14 protein-coding genes are annotated in these 19413 nt (G+C 73.4%); 9 read left to right on the top strand and 5 right to left on the bottom strand.

The window, feature by feature from the left end; translation table 11 throughout:
• The 5 genes from OG413_RS35430 to OG413_RS35410 all read left to right on the top strand — a co-directional run bounded on the left by OG413_RS35430 (position 1) and on the right by OG413_RS35410 (position 7987).
• Positions 1–2283, top strand: coding sequence for a bifunctional serine/threonine-protein kinase/ABC transporter substrate-binding protein (locus OG413_RS35430; protein WP_266812697.1), 2283 nt, complete (start codon positions 1–3; stop codon positions 2281–2283).
• 1 nt (position 2284) lies between these two features.
• Positions 2285–4453 carry an ABC transporter substrate-binding protein gene (locus OG413_RS35425; protein ID WP_266812696.1) on the top strand — a complete coding sequence of 723 codons (2169 nt, stop codon included), beginning with the start codon at positions 2285–2287 and terminating at the stop codon, positions 4451–4453.
• A 252-nt stretch (positions 4454–4705) separates the two neighbouring features.
• Positions 4706–5734 carry an L-threonine 3-dehydrogenase gene (gene tdh, locus OG413_RS35420; RefSeq protein ID WP_266812694.1) on the top strand — a complete coding sequence of 343 codons (1029 nt, stop codon included), beginning with the start codon at positions 4706–4708 and terminating at the stop codon, positions 5732–5734.
• 17 nt (positions 5735–5751) lie between these two features.
• Positions 5752–6945: a glycine C-acetyltransferase gene (locus OG413_RS35415; RefSeq protein ID WP_073719135.1), complete on the top strand. Its 1194-nt coding sequence runs from the start codon at positions 5752–5754 to the stop codon at positions 6943–6945.
• Positions 6946–7078: 133 nt separating this feature from the next.
• Positions 7079–7987, top strand: a complete 909-nt coding sequence (locus OG413_RS35410) for a LysR family transcriptional regulator (RefSeq protein ID WP_266812692.1) — start codon at positions 7079–7081, stop codon at positions 7985–7987.
• 159 nt (positions 7988–8146) lie between these two features.
• Here OG413_RS35410 and OG413_RS35405 read toward each other — a convergent pair whose 3' ends face one another.
• Together OG413_RS35405 and OG413_RS35400 are read right to left on the bottom strand one after the other, a co-directional pair.
• On the bottom strand, positions 8147–10783 hold the full coding sequence (locus tag OG413_RS35405; protein ID WP_266812690.1) for an ABC transporter permease: 2637 nt from the start codon (positions 10781–10783) through the stop codon (positions 8147–8149).
• Between the two features lie 152 nt (positions 10784–10935).
• On the bottom strand, positions 10936–11634 hold the full coding sequence (locus OG413_RS35400) for an ABC transporter ATP-binding protein (RefSeq protein WP_266812688.1): 699 nt from the start codon (positions 11632–11634) through the stop codon (positions 10936–10938).
• A gap of 190 nt (positions 11635–11824) precedes the next feature.
• On the opposite strand from OG413_RS35400, the gene OG413_RS35395 reads away from it, so the two are divergent.
• Together OG413_RS35395 and OG413_RS35390 are read left to right on the top strand one after the other, a co-directional pair.
• Complete coding sequence (locus OG413_RS35395; RefSeq protein ID WP_266812686.1) at positions 11825–13054, top strand: sensor histidine kinase; 1230 nt, start codon at positions 11825–11827, stop codon at positions 13052–13054.
• Positions 13042–13701, top strand: a complete 660-nt coding sequence (locus OG413_RS35390; protein WP_266812684.1) for a response regulator transcription factor — start codon at positions 13042–13044, stop codon at positions 13699–13701. Before OG413_RS35395 ends, OG413_RS35390 begins: the two co-directional genes overlap by 13 nt.
• A gap of 156 nt (positions 13702–13857) precedes the next feature.
• Here OG413_RS35390 and OG413_RS35385 read toward each other — a convergent pair whose 3' ends face one another.
• Positions 13858–14247 carry a VOC family protein gene (locus OG413_RS35385; protein ID WP_266812682.1) on the bottom strand — a complete coding sequence of 130 codons (390 nt, stop codon included), beginning with the start codon at positions 14245–14247 and terminating at the stop codon, positions 13858–13860.
• An 81-nt stretch (positions 14248–14328) separates the two neighbouring features.
• On the opposite strand from OG413_RS35385, the gene OG413_RS35380 reads away from it, so the two are divergent.
• Together OG413_RS35380 and OG413_RS35375 are read left to right on the top strand one after the other, a co-directional pair.
• A complete protein-coding gene (locus OG413_RS35380) occupies positions 14329–14997 on the top strand; it encodes a nucleoside/nucleotide kinase family protein (protein WP_266812681.1) in 669 nt (222 codons plus the stop codon).
• A 61-nt stretch (positions 14998–15058) separates the two neighbouring features.
• The gene (locus OG413_RS35375) at positions 15059–16186 is read left to right on the top strand and encodes an aminopeptidase P family protein (RefSeq protein WP_266812679.1); all 1128 of its coding nucleotides are present in this window, start codon (positions 15059–15061) and stop codon (positions 16184–16186) included.
• A 142-nt stretch (positions 16187–16328) separates the two neighbouring features.
• On the opposite strand, the gene OG413_RS35370 is transcribed toward OG413_RS35375, so the two are convergent.
• Both OG413_RS35370 and treZ read right to left on the bottom strand, forming a co-directional pair.
• A complete protein-coding gene (locus tag OG413_RS35370) occupies positions 16329–17345 on the bottom strand; it encodes an aldo/keto reductase (protein WP_266812678.1) in 1017 nt (338 codons plus the stop codon).
• 153 nt (positions 17346–17498) lie between these two features.
• On the bottom strand, positions 17499–19301 hold the full coding sequence (gene treZ, locus OG413_RS35365; protein ID WP_266812677.1) for a malto-oligosyltrehalose trehalohydrolase: 1803 nt from the start codon (positions 19299–19301) through the stop codon (positions 17499–17501).
• Between the last annotated feature and the right edge of the window lie 112 nt (positions 19302–19413).

The raw sequence follows: 19413 nt of genomic DNA, 5'->3' as shown, positions 1-19413 counted from the left end.
ATGGACGAACTGAGGCCGTCGGACCCGTCGCACATCGGCGGGCACCGGCTCCTGGGCCGCCTCGGAGCGGGCGGCATGGGCGTCGTCTACCTGGGGCGCACGGAAGCGGGGGCGCTCGCCGCCATCAAGGTGATCCTGCCCGAGTACGCCGGGGACGACGACTTCCGTACCCGCTTCCGCCGTGAGGTCGCGGCGGCCCGCAGCGTGCACAGCCCGTGGGCGGTCCCCGTCACCGGAGCGGAGACCGAAGGTGAACGCCCCTGGCTGGCCACGGAGTTCGTGCCCGGACCCGCGCTCTCGGACGCCGTGGCCCGGCGCGGCCCGCTGCCCGTCCGCAGCGTCAGGGTGCTCGGCCGGCTGCTCTCCCGCGCCCTGACCGCCGTACACGAGGCCGGACTTGTCCACCGCGACGTCAAGCCGGGCAATGTCCTGCTCACCGCCGACGGTCCGCGCCTCATCGACTTCGGCATCGCGCGGGCCGCCGACGCCACCGCGCTGACCACCACCGACCTCGTGGTCGGCACCCCCGGCTTCCTCTCGCCCGAGCAGGCCACCGGGGGCGGCACCACCGCCGGACCCGCGAGCGACGTCTTCTCGCTCGGCTGCCTCCTCGCGTACGCGGCCACCGGGCGGCCCCCGTTCGGCAGCGGGGCCGTGGACGCCCTGCTCTACCGCACCGTGCACGACGAACCGGACCTCGGTGGGATCGGCGACGCCGAACTGCGCGCCCTGCTGACCGCCTGCCTGGCCAAGGACCCGGGGGAGCGGCCGACGGCGGCACAGCTCGACGCGCGCATCGCCGAGGACGTACCGGGCAGGTCGGTCGAGTGGCTGCCCGAGGACGTCGTACGGCTGATCGCCGACCGGTCCGCCGCGATGCTCGCGCTGCCGGGCATCGACGCCACCGCGGCCGAGGAGCCCGTGGCGCCGGCCCGTCCCGACAGACGACGCTTTCTCCTCCTCACCTCCATCGCGGCGGTGGGTCTCGCCGGAGCCGCCTACGCCGCCGTGCAGGTGGCGGGCGAGGACACCGAGGACGCCCCGAAGAGGGGCGATTCCGGCGAGCGGGACTGGATCATCGGTGTGCACGCCGACCTGACGGGTCCTCAAGCAGCGTGGGGGAAGGCCCAGGAACGAGGCGTCCGGCTCGCCGTCGAACGGTTCAACTCCCGTGGGAGCAAGCCCTTCACGCTCACCGTGAAGGCACTGGACGACCGGGGGGACGCCGCCCGCTCGGCACGTGTCGCGGAGCTGTTCGCGCGCGACCGCGACGTACTCGCGGTGATCGGCCCGACCGGTGACGCCGCGACCGGCGCGGCGCTGCCCGCGTACGACGAGGCGATGCTGGCGGTGCTCACGGTGTCGTCGTTGGCGATGGCCTACGCCCCCAGGTCCAAGAAGTCCTTCTTTCAGGCGGCACCGTCCTGGGGCGCGCTGTCCGCGCCGATCGTCAACCGGCTCCTCCTGCGCCCCGACGTCGAACGCCTCGGTGTCCTCATGGACCGCTCCGGCGGGCAGTCCGCCTACCAGGTGGGCTACGCGACCAACCTGATGACCCCCACCCTCACCACCGGGACCACCTATCCGCGCGTGGTGCCCGCCGGGACGAGGGACCTCGCGCCGGTGATCGAGGACATGCTCACGCACAAGAGCGACGCGATCTTCTACGCGGGTGACGCGGCCGGAGCCGCCCGCACGGCCGTCGCGCTCGCCAGAACCTCGTACAAGGGGCCGTGCATCGCCCAGCACACCGTCATGGGACCGGACTTCCTCGCGGCGGCCGGAGCCGCCGCCACCGGGTGGGAGTTCATCTCCCCGTACACGGACGCGTCCGCGCCCGCCGCCAAGGAGTTCACCGCCGCGCACCGCGAACGCTTCGCCGCCGAGCCCGCGCCGTGGGCCGCCGAGGCGTACGACGTGGCCGGGCTGGTCGTGGAGGCGCTGGTCACCCTCGCCGTCGCCGACGGGGAGAAGGCGACGGGGAAGCCGGACGGGAGGGAGGGGAGCGAAGGGTCCGAGGGGAAGAAGGAATCGGGGAAGCCGGAGGAGGCCGGAGGGAAGAAGGCGTCGGGCGACACCGGCGCTTCGCCGGAAGCCCGCCGTGCCGTGCGGCCCGGCCGGGCCGCTGTCGTCGCGGAGATCGCCGCCTCACCGTACGAGGGAATCTCCCGCACCTACGCCTTCGACAAGAAGCAGGCGCTGGTGGGCCAGGACGCCCACCTCTACCGCGTCGAGAACGGCCGCTACCGCTATCTCGGCGCGGCCCCGAAGCCCACGACCTGACATGAAGCCGCTCACCTCGGACGACCCGCGCGTCATCGGCGAGTACCGCACCCTCGTCCGGCTCGGCGCGGGCGGCATGGGCGTGGTGTACCTGGCCAGGTCACCGGGCGGCGCGCTCGCCGCGGTGAAGGTGATCCGCGCCGAGCACGCCGCCGACCCCGGCTTCCGGGCCCGTTTCCGCCGTGAGGCCGAGGCCGCCGCGCGGATCACCGGCCCGTGGGTGGTCCCGGTCACCGGCGCCGAGACGGAGGCCCGGGAACCGTGGCTGGCCACCGAGTTCGTGCCCGGCCCCTCGCTCGCCGAGATGATCGGGGCACAGGGCGCACTGCCCGCCGCCACCGTGCGCGCACTCGGCGCCCGGCTCGCGGCGGCCCTCGTCGCGGTGCACGGGGCGGGGCTCGTCCACCGCGACGTCAAACCCGGCAATGTGCTCCTCGCCCTCGACGGGCCCCGGCTCATCGACTTCGGCATCGCGCGCCACGAGGGCGCCACCGCGCTCACCGCGACCGGCGCGGTGATCGGCACGCCCGGCTACCTCGCCCCCGAACAGGCGTCGGCCGGGCCCGTCGGACCGGCGTGCGACGTCTTCTCGCTCGGCTGCGTCCTGGTGTACGCGGCCACCGGGCGGCGGCCGTTCGGCGAGGGCGCGGCGGCGGGAGTCCTGTTCCGTACGGTGCACGAGGAGCCGGACCTGCGCGGCCTGCCGCCAGGACTGCGCGCCCTCACCGCCGCCTGCCTCGCCAAGGACCCGGCCGCCCGGCCGACCGCCGACCAGGTGCGCCGGGCGCTGGCCGACGAGGCGTATCCGGGTCAGGCGCGCCCGGACCCTTCGCATCCGGACCCGGCGGAGGCGGACCGCTGGATGCCCGCGGGGCTGCCCGCGCTGATCGCCGAACGCTCGGCCGCCGCTCTCGCGCTGCCCGACCCCGAGACCCCGCCCGCCCAGGTGGCATCCGGCACCGGGGCGGCACCCGGCCCCTCCCGGCGCCGTCTGCTCACCGCCTCGGCGGCCGGAGCCGTCCTCCTCGCGGGCGGTGGCACCGCCGCCTGGATCGCCCGGCGGCGCGACACCACGAACGTCCCGTCGACGAGGACCGCGAACCCACCCACGTACACGCTCGGCCTGCACGTCGACCTCACCGGACCCGGCCGCGCCACAGGCCTCGCCCATCAGCGGGGCGTCCAGTTGGCCGTCGCGGACCACAACTCCCGTACTGACGTGGCCTTCCGCCTCGTCCTGCGCACCGAGGACGACGCCGGGGACGCGGCCCGCGCGCGCCGCGCAGCCGACCGGCTGACCGGCGACTCCCGTGTGCTGGCCGTCATCGGGCCCACCGGCGACGTGATCGCGGAGGACATCGTCACCCGGTACACGAAGGCACGGCTGGCCATGGTCGTCGTCGCGGCGGGCTCCACCACCGCCGAGTTCTTCCCCCACCAGGTCCTGTACTTCACCCGGGCCTTCGACGACAGCCTCAGCGTGGGCCTCAGCAGCTACCTGATCCACACGCGTCCCGCCGAGCGGATCCATCTCATCGCGGACGCCGCCGACCCGCGGCGCAGCTGGGGCATCCGCAAGAACTTCCCCGACGCACCCGTCGAGGGAGCCACCCTCACCACCCACAGCGTCACCGCCGGGCAGGGCTTCGGCCCGGCGGCGCGGGCGGTTGCCGGCGCGAAGGCGGACGCCGTGGTGTACGCGGGCGGCTCGCCCACCCGGGCAGCGCGCTGCGCGACCGCCCTCGACGCCGCCGGGTTCACCGGCACTCGCGTCAGTGCCGGTCCCGTCCTCGCGCCCGCCTTCCTGAAGGAGGCGGGGAAGGCTGCCGAAGGATGGGTCTTCGCCGAGGCGTACGCCGACCCCCGGGAGCTCCCCGCCGCGAAGAAGTTCACCGCCGCGCACCGGAAGCGCTACGGGGCGCCGCCCGCCACCTGGTCCGCCGAGGCGTACGACGCCGTCGGACTGATCGCCGCTGCCGCCGAGGCCACCAGCGCCGCCGGAGCGGACCGGGGCGGGATCGCCCAGCGGCTGTTCCGCACCGAGTACCGGGGCATCGTCCGCGACCTCACCTTCCTCGACACCCGAGCGGTGCGGATGGACAACGGGATCTTCCTCTACCGGATCGTGGCAGGGCGGCCCACGTTTCTGGGCCCGTACGGCGAGGTCTGAAGGCGAGGTGTGAAGCGGAGCTGCGGACGCGCTTAAGAAAACCTCGATGGACCTGAGGCGCGGGGTGCGGCAGATTTCTCCGTGACGGCAGCGGCAGGGCGATGGGCGGTGGCCACCGACGTGCGCCCCGGTCCGTGTCCGGCCCAGCGCCGCTCCGCCGTCCCTCTCGACCTCCCCGGGCCGCAGGCTGCCTCGATGCTGCCCCGGCCCGGGGCATCCACCACCGCGTACCACGTGCAGGGAGCCGCAGCCGTGAAGGCACTCGTGAAGCAGAAGGCCGAGCCCGGTCTGTGGCTGATGGACGTTCCGGAGCCGGAGATCGGCCCGGGCGACGTACTCATCAAGGTCCTGCGTACCGGCATCTGCGGCACCGACCTGCACATCCGGGCCTACGACGGCTGGGCGCAGCAGGCGGTGCGCACCCCGCTCGTCCTGGGCCACGAGTTCGTCGGCGAGGTCGCCGAGCTCGGCGCCGACGTCGCCGACATCAAGGTCGGCGACCTGGTGAGCGGCGAGGGCCACCTGGTCTGCGGGAAGTGCCGCAACTGTCTCGCCGGACGCCGCCACCTCTGCCGCTCCACCCTCGGGCTCGGCGTCGGCCGCGACGGGGCGTTCGCCGAGTACGTCGCGCTGCCCGCCGCCAACGTGTGGGTGCACCGGGTCCCCGTCGACCTGGACATCGCCGCGATCTTCGACCCGTTCGGCAACGCGGTGCACACCGCGCTGTCCTTCCCGCTGGTCGGCGAGGACGTCCTGATCACCGGCGCGGGCCCCATCGGGATCATGGCCGCGGCCGTCGCCCGGCATGCCGGCGCCCGCAACGTCGTCATCACCGACGTCAGCGAGGCCCGCCTGGAACTGGCCCGCAAGGTCGGTGTCAGCCTGGCCCTCAACGTCGGCGAGGAGACCGTCGCCGACGGGCAGCGCCACCTCGGACTGCGGGAGGGCTTCGACATCGGACTGGAGATGTCCGGCCGCCCCGAGGCGATGCGCGACATGATCGCGAACATGACGCACGGCGGCCGGATCGCGATGCTCGGACTGCCGTCCGAGGAGTTCGCCGTCGACTGGTCCCGCGTCGTCACCTCGATGATCACGATCAAGGGCATCTACGGCCGGGAGATGTACGAGACCTGGTACGCCATGTCCGTACTGCTGGAGGGCGGTCTCGACCTCGCCCCCGTGATCACCGGACGGTACGACTACCGCGACTTCGAAGCGGCCTTCGACGACGCCGCGAGCGGTCTCGGCGGCAAGGTCATCCTCGACTGGACCTCCTGAACCCTAAGGACTCACGCATGTTCGACTCCGTACGCGACGACCTGCGCACCACCCTCGACGAGATCAGGGCCGCCGGGCTGCACAAGCCCGAGCGCGTGATCGGCACCCCGCAGTCCGCCACCGTGGCCGTCACCTCCGGCGGCCGTCCCGGTGAGGTGCTCAACTTCTGCGCCAACAACTACCTGGGCCTCGCCGACCACCCCGAGGTCGTCGCCGCCGCCCACGAGGCGCTGGACCGCTGGGGCTACGGGCTGGCCTCGGTCCGCTTCATCTGCGGCACCCAGGAGGTCCACAAGGAGCTGGAGCAGCGGCTTTCGTCGTTCCTCGGCCAGGAGGACACGATCCTCTACTCCTCCTGCTTCGACGCCAACGGCGGCGTGTTCGAGACCCTGCTCGGCCCCGAGGACGCGGTCATCTCCGACGCCCTCAACCACGCCTCGATCATCGACGGCATCCGCCTCTCCAAGGCCAAGCGCTTCCGCTACGCCAACCGCGACATGGCCGACCTGGAGCAGCAGCTCAAGGAGGCGTCCGGGGCCCGTCGCCGGCTCGTCGTCACCGACGGCGTGTTCTCCATGGACGGATACGTCGCCCCGCTGCGCGAGATCTGCGACCTGGCCGACCGCTACGACGCCATGGTGATGGTCGACGACTCGCACGCCGTCGGCTTCGTCGGCCCCGGCGGGCGCGGCACCCCCGAACTGCACGGCGTCATGGACCGCGTCGACATCATCACGGGCACCCTCGGCAAGGCGCTCGGCGGTGCGTCCGGCGGCTATGTCGCGGCCCGCGCCGAGATCGTCGCGCTGCTGCGCCAGCGCTCGCGCCCGTACCTCTTCTCCAACTCCCTCGCCCCGGTCATCGCCGCCGCCTCCCTCAAAGTCATCGACCTGCTGGAGTCCGCCGGTGACCTGCGCGAGCAGCTGAACGCCAACACCGCGCTCTTCCGTACCCGGATGACCGAGGAGGGCTTCGACATCCTGCCCGGCGACCACGCCATCGCCCCCGTCATGATCGGGGACGCGGCGAAGGCAGGCCGGATGGCGGAACTGCTCCTGGAGCGCGGTGTGTACGTGATCGGGTTCTCGTACCCGGTCGTCCCCGACGGCGCGGCCCGCATCCGCGTCCAGCTCTCGGCGGCGCACTCCACCGACGACGTGAACCGTGCCGTGGACGCGTTCGTCGACGCGCGGGCGGCGCTCGGCGAGTAGGGGTACCGGAGCCCCGGGCCGGGACGCCGGGCCGGGGCTCATGGCCCGGGCGTCGGGCCTCGGTGGCGTCCGCACCCCCGGGGCCCGGTTCGGGATGTCCGGGAAGTCCCACGCGACCTGGGACAATAGGCGCATGATCGATGCACGGCGGCTGCGAATCCTGCGTGCGGTGGCGGACCACCGTACGGTGACCGCAGCCGCCGCCGCGCTGTATCTGACGCCCTCCGCCGTCTCCCAGCAGCTCGCCGCCCTGGAGCAGGAGACCGGCCACCGGCTCGTCGAACGCGGCGCGCGCGGTGCGCGGCTCACCGCGCCGGGGGAGATCCTGCTGACCCACACCAACGCGGTGCTGGCCCAGCTGGAGCGGGCCGAGGCGGAACTCGCCGCGTACAGCGCGGGTGTCGCCGGTACGGTCACGGTCGCCGCGTTCGCCACCGGCATCGGCCTGGTCCTGGCCCCCGCGCTCCGCGAGCTGTCCCGCACCGCCCCCGGTATCCGGGTCCGCGTCCAGGACGCCGAGGGCGACGCGAGCGTACCGATGGTGCTGGACCGGCAGGTCGATGTGGCGGTCGCCGTCGAATACCGGGGCGCGCCCGCCGAGGACGACCTGCGGCTGACGCGGGTGCCGCTCTACTCGGAGCCGTTCGACGCGGTGCTGCCGGTGGGGCACCGGCTGGCCGGTCAGGAACAGGTGGCGGTCGCCGACCTCGCGAAGGACCCGTGGATCGGCCCGTACCCGGGCAACCCCTGCCACGATGTGGTGGTCCTGGCCTGTGAGTTCGCCGGTTTCGAGCCGATGCTCGAACACTCCTCGGACGACTTCCGCGCGGTGGTCGCGCTGGCCGGGGCGGGCGCCGGGGTGGCACTCGTCCCGAGGTCGGCGCTGCGGGGGACGGAACTGAGCGGGGTGGTCGTCCGCCCCGTACAGGGCAGCGCCCCGACGCGACGCGTCTTCGCCGCGGTACGGCAGGGGGCGGAGGGCCACCCGCTGATCAGCCCGGTCCTGGACGCGCTGGGAGCGGTGTCGGTCCGGGACACCTGACGGGCGTCGCAGACGCCGGCGCGCCGGGCGGCCTGAACCTCAAGCCCGCCCGGCGCCCGTGCGCGTCGTTTCGCCGCAGCCGCAGCCGCAGCCGCAGCCGCAGCCGCAGCCGCAGCCGCAGCCGCAGCCGCAGCCGCAGCCCCCGCTTCCGCCCCGGTCTCAGCCCTTGCGCCGCTTGAGGACGAAGCGGCCACCGGACGACCCCGGCAGCACCGTCGCCGCCAGCGCGGCCACCGTGACCGCCGCCGCCAGCACCCCGTACTGCGCGGGCGGCATGTACGGCGCCGAACCCGTCACCGACACGGCGAACGCGGTGAGCGGGACCGCCGCGACCACCGTGCCGATCACCAGCCCCGCGACCGTCACCAGACCGGTCTCCAGCACCAGCATCCGCCGCAGCTGCCCGCGTCCCGTACCGACCATCCGGAGCAGCCGGAACTCTTCGCGCCGACCGGTCGTGATCAGGGCGAGCGTGCTGATCACGGACAGCAGCGCGAAGCCGCCGATCACACCCACCCCGATGATGACCATGGCGTTGTCCTCGTCCGACACGGCCGGAGCGATCCGTACGTCGTTCGCCGTCGCGGGCCGGACCAGCACCCCGCTGTACGGCGCCAGCGCCTTCCGTACGGCAGCGGAGGCCGCGGCACCGGAATGCGGTTCGGTCCCGATCAGGAGACTCGCGTCGCGCGCCGCCGAGACATGCGGGGCCAGTGCCTCGCGCGGGAGCATGAACTCGCCGAGACCCAGGGAGCGTTCGTACACAGCGACCACCCGGAGCTTCGCCTTCGTGCCGTCCCCCAGCCGCAGTTCCACCGTGTCGCCGGTGCCGACATCGAGGCTGTCCGCCCGCTCCGCGCCGACCGCGACCGCGCCCCGGCCGGTGAGCCGCTCCAGGTCGCCCGACGTGACCTCGGGGTCGAGGGTGCCGGACAGCTGGGAGGCCGTCACGCCCAGCACGGGCAGGCTGCTCAGCTTCGGTTCGCCGACCTCGCGGTGGGTGAGGACGACGCTGGAGCGCAGCACGCCCGTCGCCGCCGTGACGCCCGGCGCTTCACGGACCGCTTGCGCCGCCCCGGCCGGCAGCCCGCCCGGCGCCGTCGCCACCAGGTCCGCCCGCAGCGCGGCGGCGGCCTGCCGGTCGGCTGCCCGCTCCATCGTCGTACCGGCAGCCAGTTGTACGCAGACGAAGGCGACCACCAGCACGATCGGGGTGAGCGCCACACCGAGCCGCCGGGTGTGCGCGGAGGCGGTCCGCGCGGCCAGGAAGCCGGAGACCCCGCCGGCCTTGCGTACCGGAGTGCCGAGCACCCGCATCGCGATCCGCGCGATCCACGGACCCAGCAACGCCACCGCGATGACCAGCGAGGTCGCCGCGCCCGACGCCGCGGCCGCCGCGGCCTGGCCGCTCTGCGACGTGGCGAGACCGGCCGAACCGACTCCCGAGAAGACCAGGACCAGGCCGGTGATCGTACGGAAGCGGCCCGGCTCGCTCGGTTCGGGGGAGCTCGCCGCCCCCAGGGCCGCGGCGGGCCGCAGCTTCGTGATGCCCCGGGCGGCCAGCATCGCCACCGGCCGTACGAGCACGGTGAGGATCAGCGCGGCGGCCCCGGCCGCAGCGACCGGCAGCCACACGGGTACCGGCAGCGGCAGCGCGTCCGTTGTCAGCAGCGACCGCATCGCGAGACCCAGCGGTACGGCTCCGATGCCCCCCAGCACCGCGGCGGTGGCGGACACCCGGCCCGCCTCCCGGCCGATCGCCGACCTGAGCTGGCGCGGCGTCGCCCCGACCGCCCGCAGCAGGGCCAGTTCACCGGACCGCTGATGGATCGCCTGGGACAGCGTGGAGCCGATCACCAGGAGCGCCACCATCAGCACGGTGCCGCCGATCGACCCCAGCAGGGCCAGCTGATCGCCGCGCCCGCCGAGCGCGCCCAACTGCTCCGCCTCGCCCCGCTCCGTACCGGTCAGGACCCGCACCGCGCGGTCGGAACCGGCGGCGGCACGCTCGGGGAGCGCCCTGTTCACCGAGTCCCGCACGGTATTGGCCGGGACGCCCTCCTTCGCGACGATCCCGATCGCGTCGACGGTGTTCGGATGCCCGGCGAGCGCGGTCAGCCGCCGCTCGGTGAAGAACACGGCCGGGGCGCCCTTGCCCCGGCGTCCCGCGTCGGCGACACCGGTGAGGGTGTAGGGCTTGGCCGCCCCGTCGACCTGGAGCTTCACCGTGTCGCCCGGCCCGCTTCCGGCCGGTGCCAGCGCCGCGTCCAGGACCACGTCGGTCGCGGCCTTCGGGGCCCGGCCCTCGGTCAGCTCGTACGGGGTCAGCACCGCGGAGGGCCAGGAGCGGCCGACCGCGGGTGTCCCGCCGCCCACGGTCACCTGCACGGAGTCGTCCGCGACGGCACGGGCGACCCCGTCGGCCCCTGCCGCCTTCGCCAGCAGGGACCGGTCGAGCCGGGCCCGTTCCGACAGGTACGCCGTCGCGGTCTTCGGTTCACTGCCCCAGGGCTTCGCGGTGTACGACACCTTCTGGTCGGCGGCCACCACCGCGTCGGCGCCCGCGTACCGGTCGACCGGCGGCGTGGCCACCAGCAGCGAACCGAGAACGAACGCGAACGCGCCGATCAGCGCCGCCGCGGCGGCCGTCGCCGCGATCACCGCCGCCCAGGCCCGGCGATGGGCGGGCAGCGAGCGCCGGGCGAGGAACGCGGACGCCCGCCGCGACCCGTGCCGTACGGCCGGCGGATCGCGCGGGTCCTTCCTCCTGTCGCGCGCGGTCCTCGTGCCGCGCACGGTTCTCGTGTCGCGCGCGGTCCCGGGCTCGCGCGGCCCCGACCGCTTTCTGCCGCGCGCGGTCGCGGGCCCATGGGAACCCGTGTTCACGCTGTCATGTGCGGTCCCGGGCTCGTGGGAGCCCGTGCTTTCGCTGTCGTGTACGGCCCTGTTCATCGCAGCCGCCCGCCGTCCATCGTCAGGACGTTGTCCGCCCAGCTCGCCGCGACGGGGTCGTGGGTGACCATGACGACCGTCCGGCCGTCGACCCGTACCGCGTCCCGCAACAGCCCCAGCACCAGCGTCGCCGACTCCGGGTCCAGGGACGCCGTGGGCTCGTCCGCGAAGATCACGTCCGGGTCCGTGACCAGCGCCCTGGCCACCGCCACCCGCTGCTGCTGCCCGCCCGAAAGCGTCGCGGGTCCGTCACCGCCGCGCCCCGCCAGCCCGACCCGGGCCAGCAGGTTCCGGCCTCGGGCCAGTACCTCCGTACCGGCCGGATCGGCGCCCGCCAGCACCAGCGGCAGCACCACGTTCTCCTCGATGGAGAGCGAGGACACCAGGTTGAGGGCGTGCGACTGGAAGACGAAACCGATCCGGTCCCGGCGCAGCCGGGTCAGCGCCGCCTCGGAGAGCGAGCCGAGATCGGTGCCGCCGATCCGTACCGTCCCCGAGGTCGGCCGGTCCAGCCCCGCCGCGCACTGGAGGAACGTGCTCTTGCCCGACCCCGAGGGACCCACCACCGCGGTGAAACTGCCGACCGGGACCGCACAGCTGACCATGTCCAGGGCCGTCGCCTCCCGGCCGCTGCCACGTCGCCCGTAGCGTCGGCTCACCGACTCCAGGCTGAGCGCGGCCGCCTGTGTCGTCATGACCGTGTTCACCGTTGCCTTCACCGTTCTTTCCGTCTTCCTCGTACCGCTTGACCTGCATAAACGCTATGCGGCGGAAGATCCGGCGGCGAGGGTGCGCACTACCGGACCGAGGGTGCAGCCTGCTACACCCCCGGTCGGGGGGCCGCCCCACTCACACGGTGGGCCGGCCCCCGTAACGTGACCTGTCATGAGCTCCGATCCCGCCTCGCTGACGGCCGCCATCCGGCGTGCGTGGGAAGCGTCGCACTATCTCTTCATCGGCATCGCCGTCTCGATACTCACCTATCTGAGCGCGTTCCTGGTGGTGGCCGTCCTGATGTTCGCCGCAGTGATCATCGGGCTGCCCGCGCTGCCGGAGGCCGCCAAGCTGCTCCGCAGATTCGCCGAGTTCGAGCGCCGCAGGGCGGCCGCCCGGCTCGGTGTCGCGTTCCGGCCGACGCAGTATCTGCCGCTGGACGGCGGGGAACTGTCCGAGCGGGTCAGGCGCGTGCTCACCGACTCCGCGACCTGGCGCGACGTGCTGTGGCTGCCCATGCAGACCCTCCTGGGCATGGGCGTGGGCTACCTCACGATGGTGCTGTGGCCGATCGCGCTGCTCGTGGACGGGGCCGTGCTGTCGCTCGCACGCCTCCTGGACCGGCGCAGGGCCGACGAGTACGGCACCCCGTTGCCCGAACGGCCCGGATGGGTGCTGCGCTGGTTCCCCGTGCTCGCCGATCTTTCGGCGACCTGGACCCGGTCCCTGCTCGCCTCCGCACCGTCCGACACGCTCTCCGAACGGATCGCCCAGCTGACCGAGAGCCGGGCCGGGGCCGTCGCGGCCCACGGTGCCGAACTGCGTCGCATCGAACGGGATCTGCACGACGGAGCGCAGGCCAGGATCGTCGCCCTGTCGATGCGGATCGGACTGGCCAAGCAGCTCATCGACCGCGATCCCGACGCTGCCCGCACCCGGCTGGACGAGGCCCAGGACGGTGCCGACGAGGCGCTCGCCGAGCTCCGGCACGTGGTGCGCGGCATCCACCCGCCCATCCTGACGGACCGCGGACTGGCCGGTGCGGTACGGGCGTTGGCCGCCGATGTGGCGGTCCCCGTCGAGGCGGACCTGGACAGCGTCGAGGACGGGCGGCGGCTGCCCGCCGCGATCGAGGCGGCGGCGTACTTCGTGGTCGCCGAGGCGTTCACCAACATCAGCAAGCACAGTGGTGCCACGGCGGCGCGGGTCCGGATCGACCGGGGCCCCGACACCCTGCGGGTGGTCATCGGCGACGATGGGCACGGCGGCGCGAACGAACGTGCCGGCAGCGGGCTGGTGGGAATCCGGCGGCGGGTCGCCGCCCTGGACGGCACCACCCGGATCAGCAGCCCCATCGGGGGGCCGACGGACATCGAAGTGGAGCTGCCGTGCGGATTGTGATCGCCGAGGACAACGCCCTGCTGAGGGAGGGGCTGATCCTCCTCCTCACCAGCTCGGGCCACGAGGTGGTGGCCGATGCGGCGGCGGGCCCCGAGGTGCTGCCCGCACTCCTCGAACACCGCCCGGACGTGGCCGTGCTCGACGTACGGCTGCCGCCGTCCTTCCGCGACGAGGGACTGCGCGCCGCCCTCGCCGCCCGCGCCGAACTGCCGGACCTGCCGATCCTGGTCCTCTCGCAGTACGTCGAGGAGATGTACGCCGCCGAGCTGCTCTCCCAGGGCGCCCGGGGCATCGGCTATCTGCTCAAGGACCGGGTGGGCCGGGTCGACCAGTTCCTCCAGGCCCTGGAGCGGGTGGCGGCCGGAGGGACCGCCCTCGACCCGGAGGTGGTCTCCCAGCTGCTCACCCGGAAGTCCTCGGCGGGCCCCATCCAAAGCCTCACCGCCCGGGAGCGCGAAGTCCTGGAGCACATGGCCCAGGGCCAGGCGAACGCGACGATCGCCGCCGAACTGGTCGTCAGTGAACGCGCGGTGAGCAAGCACATCGGCTCGATCTTCGCCAAGCTCGGCCTGGAACCGGACGACGGTACGGTGCACCGCCGGGTGCTGGCGGTACTGGCGTACCTGGAGAGCAAGGGGACGAACTGAGGCGCGCGTTCCCGGTGGGCCCACGCGGGTCCCCGCCGGGTTTGCGCGGGTCCCTGCCGTTCAAGCGGGTCCCTGCCGTTCAGGCGGGCTCACGTCGGCTCACGCGGTCCCACCTTTTACGCAGGTCCCCACCGGCTCACGCAGGTCCTCACCGGCTCACGCGGGCTGCAACAGGTCCCAGCGGTTCCCGTACAGGTCCTCGAAGACCGCCACCGAGCCGTACACCTCGTGCCGGGGCTCCTCCAGGAACCGCACCCCGGCCGCCCGCATCCGCGCATGGTCGCCCGTGAAGTCCTCGGTGTGCAGGAAGAACCCGACCCGGCCACCCGTCTGCGCCCCCACGCTCGCGCTCTGGGCCTCGTCCTTGGCGCGGGCCAGCAGCAGGCCCGTACCGGCGGCGGTGCCGCGCGGGCGCACCACCACCCAGCGGGAGCCGTCGCCCCGGTCCGTGTCCTCCACCAGCTCGAACCCGAGGGCGTCGCGGTAGAAGCCGATCGCTTCGTCGTAGTCGTGGACGACCAGAGTGACCAGGGCGATGAGGGACATGAACGGTTCCTTCCGGGTGAGCGACATGGTAGTTATACGTAACACTAACGCTCCTGCTCCCCGTCCCCGCACAATTCCCGCATGGACACGAGCGACCTCACCGAGCTGACGGCCCGCGCCGGGCGCCTCGCCGTTCCCGGCCACCGCCGCATCCTCGGCATCGCGGGACCACCCGGAGCCGGGAAGTCCACCCTGGCCGCGCACCTCGTGGACGCACTCGAAGGGCACGCCGTTCTCGTCCCCATGGACGGCTTCCACCTCGCCCGAGCGGAACTGGACCGGCTCGGCCGCGCGGGCCGCAAGGGCGCCCCCGACACCTTCGACGCCGCCGGGTACGCGGCGCTCCTGCGCCGCCTGCGCGACCCCGACGCCACCGGGCCCGTCTACGCGCCCGCCTTCGACCGCGCCCTGGAGGAGCCCGTCGCCGGGTCCCTGCCGGTCCCGCCGGGCGTCCCGCTGGTCGTCACCGAGGGGAACTACCTCCTCCACGACGACGAGGCATGGGCGCCGGTGCGCGGGCTGCTCGACGAGGTGTGGTTCCTGGACCTCGACCCCGAGGAGCGGGTACGCAGACTCGTGGAGCGGCATGTGCGGTTCGGCAAGCCCCGCCCGTACGCCGAGCGCTGGGTGGCCGGCTCCGACGAGACGAACGCCCGCCTGGTCGACCGCGGCCGGGACCGGGCCGACCTCCTCGTACGGCTGCGCCCGGCGCCCCGGCCCGGTCCGGGTGCCACGCTCCGACCCCGCTAGCGCGGCACCCGGCGGGCGGGCAGGATGCTGTGTGCCGCACCGCGCCGCCAGGAGGTCCCGCATGTCCAGCCCGAACCAGCCCGTCCCCTTCACCGCCGACGACTACCGGGCCCGGATGACCCGCGCCGCCGAGGCGGCCGAGGCCGCCGGGCTCGCCGGTGTCCTCGTCGCGCCCGGCCCCGATCTGGTCCACCTCACCGGCTACCAGCCGGTCAGCACCGAACGGCTCACCCTCCTCGTCCTCAAGGCGGGGCAGGACCCGGTCCTCGTCGTCCCGACTCTGGAGGCGCCGGACGCCGAACACGCCGTCGGCGCCCCGGCCCTCACCCTGCGCGACTGGACCGACGGCAAGGACCCGTACGAGGTGACCGCCCCGCTGCTGGACACCGGTGGGCGGTACGGGATCAGCGACAACGCCTGGGCGATGCATCTGCTCGGCCTGCAGCAGATCCTCCCCACCACGTCCTACACCTCCCTCACAGAGGCCCTCCCGATGCTCCGCGCCGTCAAGGACGCGCACGAGCTGGACCGCCTCGCCGCGGCGGGCGCCGCCGCCGACGCCACGTACGGCGAGATCCTGAAGGTGCGCTTCTCCGGCCGCACGGAGACCGACGTGGCCGCCGATCTGGCCGCTCTCCTCAAGCGGTTCGGGCACTCCCAGGTCGACTTCACCGTCGTCGGCTCCGGGCCCAACGGAGCCAACCCGCACCACGAGGCGGGCGACCGCACCATCGAGCGCGGCGACATGGTGGTCCTCGACTTCGGCGGGCTCAAGCACGGCTACGGCTCCGACACCTCACGTACGGTCCATGTCGGCGAACCCACCGCCGAGGAGCAGCGGGTGCACGACATCGTCCGGGAGGCGCAGAAGGCGGGCTGCGCCGCGGTGCGCCCCGGTGCCGCCTGTCAGGACATCGACCGGGCGGCGCGGGCGGTGATCACCGAGTTCGGCTACGGCGAGCGCTTCATCCACCGCACCGGGCACGGCATCGGGGTCACCACCCACGAACCGCCCTACATGATCGAGGGCGAGGAGCGGCCGCTGGTCCCCGGCATGTGTTTCTCCGTGGAGCCGGGCATCTACCTCCCCGGCCGGTTCGGCGTCCGGATCGAGGACATCGTGACGGTCACCGAGGACGGCGGGCGACGGCTGAACACGACGTCGCGCGAGCTGGCGATCGTCGAGTAGCACCGAGCGCGCCCAGCATCGAGAACGGCGGGCCGCCCCCCGAAACCGGCCCCCCGAAACCGGCCCCCCGAAACCGGCCCGCCGTTCCCCCGCCACCCCGAACCCGGCCCGCCGCTCCCGCAGTCCCCGTCCGGCCGGCCGCTCAGTCCTGCGGCTCGCGGTCCCGGAAGCGGTGGAGCACGTCGTACGGGTAGGGGAGCGGGCGGGCGCTCGCCGTGTCCAGCCGGTCCGTCTGCTCCGGCGTCAGCTCCCATCCCACCGCGCCGAGATTGTCGGTCAGTTGCTCGGCGTTGCGGGCGCCGACGATCGGCGCGGTGACGGTTGACCGGCCGAGCAGCCAGCGCAGCGCCACCTGCGCCGGGGTGTGCCCGGCCTCCTCCGCGACCGCGACCAGCGCCTCCACGACCCGCCAGGTCTCCTCGTTGTCCCGCTCCCGCCATGCCTCACGGCCCAACTCCTCCTGGTAGCGGGCCTCGCGGGTGCCGGGGGCCGCGGTCGTCATGCCGCGCCGGTACTTCCCGGTCAGCCATCCGCCCTGGAGCGGGCTCCAGGGAATGATGCCGACCCCCTCCGCCCGGCTCACCGGGACGAGCTCCCACTCCACTTCGCGGGCGAGCAGGTTGTAGAGGGGCTGGAGGCTCACGTAGCGCTCCCAGCCGTTGCGGTCGGCCAGGTCCTGCGCGCGCTGGAGCTGGGAGGCGGAGACATTGCTCGCGCCGAGGTAGCGCACCTTCCCGGCCTTCACCAGGGTGTCGAGCGTGGCGAGGGTCTCCTCAAGAGGTGTCGTCGCGTCCCACACATGGGTCTGATAGAGGTCGATGTAGTCCGTGCCGAGCCGCCGCAGGCTCGCCTCCACGGCCGCCACGATGTGCTTGCGGCTCAGCCCGCCCGCGTTGGGCGCCTCGCCCATCGTCCCGAACACCTTGGTGGCGATGACGAGATCGTCGCGCCTGCGGCCCTTCAGCCAGCGGCCGATGATCTCCTCGGATACGCCCCGCTGGTAGACGTCGGCGGTGTCGATGAACGTGCCGCCCGCCCCGGTGAAGGTGTCGAGGACGCGATGCGCACTCGCCTCGTCGGTGTCCTGGCCGAACGTCATGGCCCCCAGGCACAGTTCACTGACCCGCAGTCCGGACCGGCCGAGGTATCGCTGCTTCATAGTGTTCCCTCCGTGTGTTCCCCCCCCCGCGACGTGAAACGCTAGGTGTTGAAGTGCACGCGAAGACAAGGGAATGCGCGCGAAGTTGGCCGAGCGGACCATGAACCGACGGGTCTGCCCGGATCATCCGCGTCGCGCCCGCCCCGGATCCCCTCAGTCGTCCGCCAGTACCACGCACGACTCCGGCGGCAGGTGCAGCAGGCCGTCGGCGGCCGGTGCCAGGACCGGTTCCCAGGCCGCCAGTACCCGTGCGCCGCCGCCCCGGTTGCGGCCGCCGCCCAGCGGGATCGTGGCGGGCCTGTCCGCCAGGTTCACCGCGATCCGCAGATCACCCCTGCGGTACGCCAGCCAGCGGGCGTTCTCGTCGTACGCGACCTTCACCGTGGCCAGGTCCGGGTCATGGAGGTCGGACATGGCCCGGCGCAGCGCGATCAGTTCGACGTACCAGGCCTGTACACGCGCGTGCGGCTCGCGCTCCGGCTCGCTCCAGTCGAGGCAGGAGCGGTCGCGGGTCGCCGGGTCCTGCGGGTCGGGGACCTCCTCCCCGGTCCAGCCGTGTGCCGTGAACTCCCGCCGTCTGCCGTCGCGTACGGCTCGCGCGAGCGCGGGGTCGGTGTGGTCGGTGAAGAACTGCCACGGCGTACGGGCCCCCCACTCCTCGCCCATGAACAGCATCGGGGTGAAGGGGCCGGTGAGCACCAGGGTCGCGGCGCACGCCTGGAGGCCGGGGGAGAGGGCGGCGGCGAGCCGGTCGCCCAGGGCCCGGTTGCCGATCTGGTCATGGGTCTGGGCGTACCCGACGAAGCGGTGGGCCGCGCTCCGGGTGACGTCGACGGGGCGGCCGTGCGTACGGCCCCGGAAGCTGGAATACGTTCCGTTGTGGAAGAAGCCGCTGGTCACCGTCTTGGCCAGGGCGGCGAGCGGGGCCTGCGCGAAGTCGGCGTAGTAGCCCTGGGACTCGCCCGTGAGCGCCGTGTGCAGGGCGTGGTGGAAGTCGTCGTTCCACTGGGCGTGCAGCCCGATGCCGCCCGCCTCGCGCGGGGTGGTGGTGCGCGGGTCGCAGAGGTCCGACTCGGCGATCAGGGCGAGCGGCCGGCCGGCCTCCGACGCGAGCGCGTCGACGGCCGAGGACAGCTCCTCCAGGAAGGTGAGCGCCCGGGTATCGGCGAGCGCGTGCACCGCGTCCAGGCGCAGTCCGTCGAGCCGGTAGTCCCGCAGCCAGGCGAGCGCGCTGCCCAGCAGGTACGCGCGGACCTCGTCCGAGCCCGGGGCGTCGAGGTTCACCGCCGCGCCCCAGGGCGTGTGGTGGGTATCGGTGAAGTACGGGCCGAAGGCAGGGAGGTAGTTGCCGGACGGCCCGAGGTGGTTGTGGACCACGTCCAGGATCACCCCGAGCCCCAGCTCGTGCGCCGTGTCGACAAAACGCTTCAGCCCGGCCGGGCCGCCGTACGGTTCGTGCACGGCCCACAGTGACACCCCTTCGTACCCCCAGCCATGGGTGCCGGGGAAGGGACAGACGGGCATCAGCGACACATGGGTGACACCCAGTCCGGCGAGGTGCCCGAGCCGTTCGGCGGCGGCGTCGAAGGTCCCCGCGTCGGTGTACGTACCGATGTGCAGCTCGTACAGGACGGAACCCGGCAGTCCGCGCCCCGCCCAGCCGCTGCGCCAGACGTACGCCTCCTGGTCGACGACCGCGCTCATGCCGTCCGGGCCGTCCGGCTGACGGCGGGATCGCGGATCGGGGAGCACGGGGCCCCCGTCCACCGCGAAGCCGTAGCGGTCGCCGTCCACCGCTTCCGCCTCGGCCCGCCACCAGCCCGCCCGCTCCGGATCGCGCTCCATGGCATGCCGCGCCCCTGCCCCGGCGTCCGCTTCCTTACCTGCTCCCGCCGCCGCGCTCGACAGCCGGAGCTCGACCGACTCCGCATCCGGGGCCCATACCTCGAACTGCATTCACCACTCCTCGTCCATGAACAGGTCGCCCGAAGGCGGCTCCATGATCGGCGGAAGTCGCGCTCACGGCCCCGGAACACTAGAGCGAGCCCGTTACTGGCGATTAGGGTCT

It is taken from the genome of Streptomyces sp. NBC_01433 (assembly GCF_026340105.1).
GTDB lineage: Bacteria > Actinomycetota > Actinomycetes > Streptomycetales > Streptomycetaceae > Streptomyces.
This window is presented reverse-complemented; position numbering and strand designations above follow the sequence as displayed.

Excerpts from the sequence above, each read along its gene's own strand:
- OG413_RS35410 (WP_266812692.1), top strand. The coding sequence starts at position 7,079 with ATGATCGATGCACGGCGGCTGCGAATCCTGCGTGCGGTGGCGGACCAC.
- OG413_RS35395 (WP_266812686.1), top strand. The coding sequence starts at position 11,825 with ATGAGCTCCGATCCCGCCTCGCTGACGGCCGCCATCCGGCGTGCGTGG.
- OG413_RS35400 (WP_266812688.1), bottom strand. The coding sequence starts at position 11,634 with ATGACGACACAGGCGGCCGCGCTCAGCCTGGAGTCGGTGAGCCGACGC.
- OG413_RS35425 (WP_266812696.1), top strand. The coding sequence starts at position 2,285 with ATGAAGCCGCTCACCTCGGACGACCCGCGCGTCATCGGCGAGTACCGC.
- OG413_RS35430 (WP_266812697.1), top strand. The coding sequence starts at position 1 with ATGGACGAACTGAGGCCGTCGGACCCGTCGCACATCGGCGGGCACCGG.
- OG413_RS35375 (WP_266812679.1), top strand. The coding sequence starts at position 15,059 with ATGTCCAGCCCGAACCAGCCCGTCCCCTTCACCGCCGACGACTACCGG.
- treZ (WP_266812677.1), bottom strand. The coding sequence starts at position 19,301 with ATGCAGTTCGAGGTATGGGCCCCGGATGCGGAGTCGGTCGAGCTCCGG.
- OG413_RS35415 (WP_073719135.1), top strand. The coding sequence starts at position 5,752 with ATGTTCGACTCCGTACGCGACGACCTGCGCACCACCCTCGACGAGATC.
- OG413_RS35370 (WP_266812678.1), bottom strand. The coding sequence starts at position 17,345 with ATGAAGCAGCGATACCTCGGCCGGTCCGGACTGCGGGTCAGTGAACTG.
- OG413_RS35385 (WP_266812682.1), bottom strand. The coding sequence starts at position 14,247 with ATGTCCCTCATCGCCCTGGTCACTCTGGTCGTCCACGACTACGACGAA.
- OG413_RS35380 (WP_266812681.1), top strand. The coding sequence starts at position 14,329 with ATGGACACGAGCGACCTCACCGAGCTGACGGCCCGCGCCGGGCGCCTC.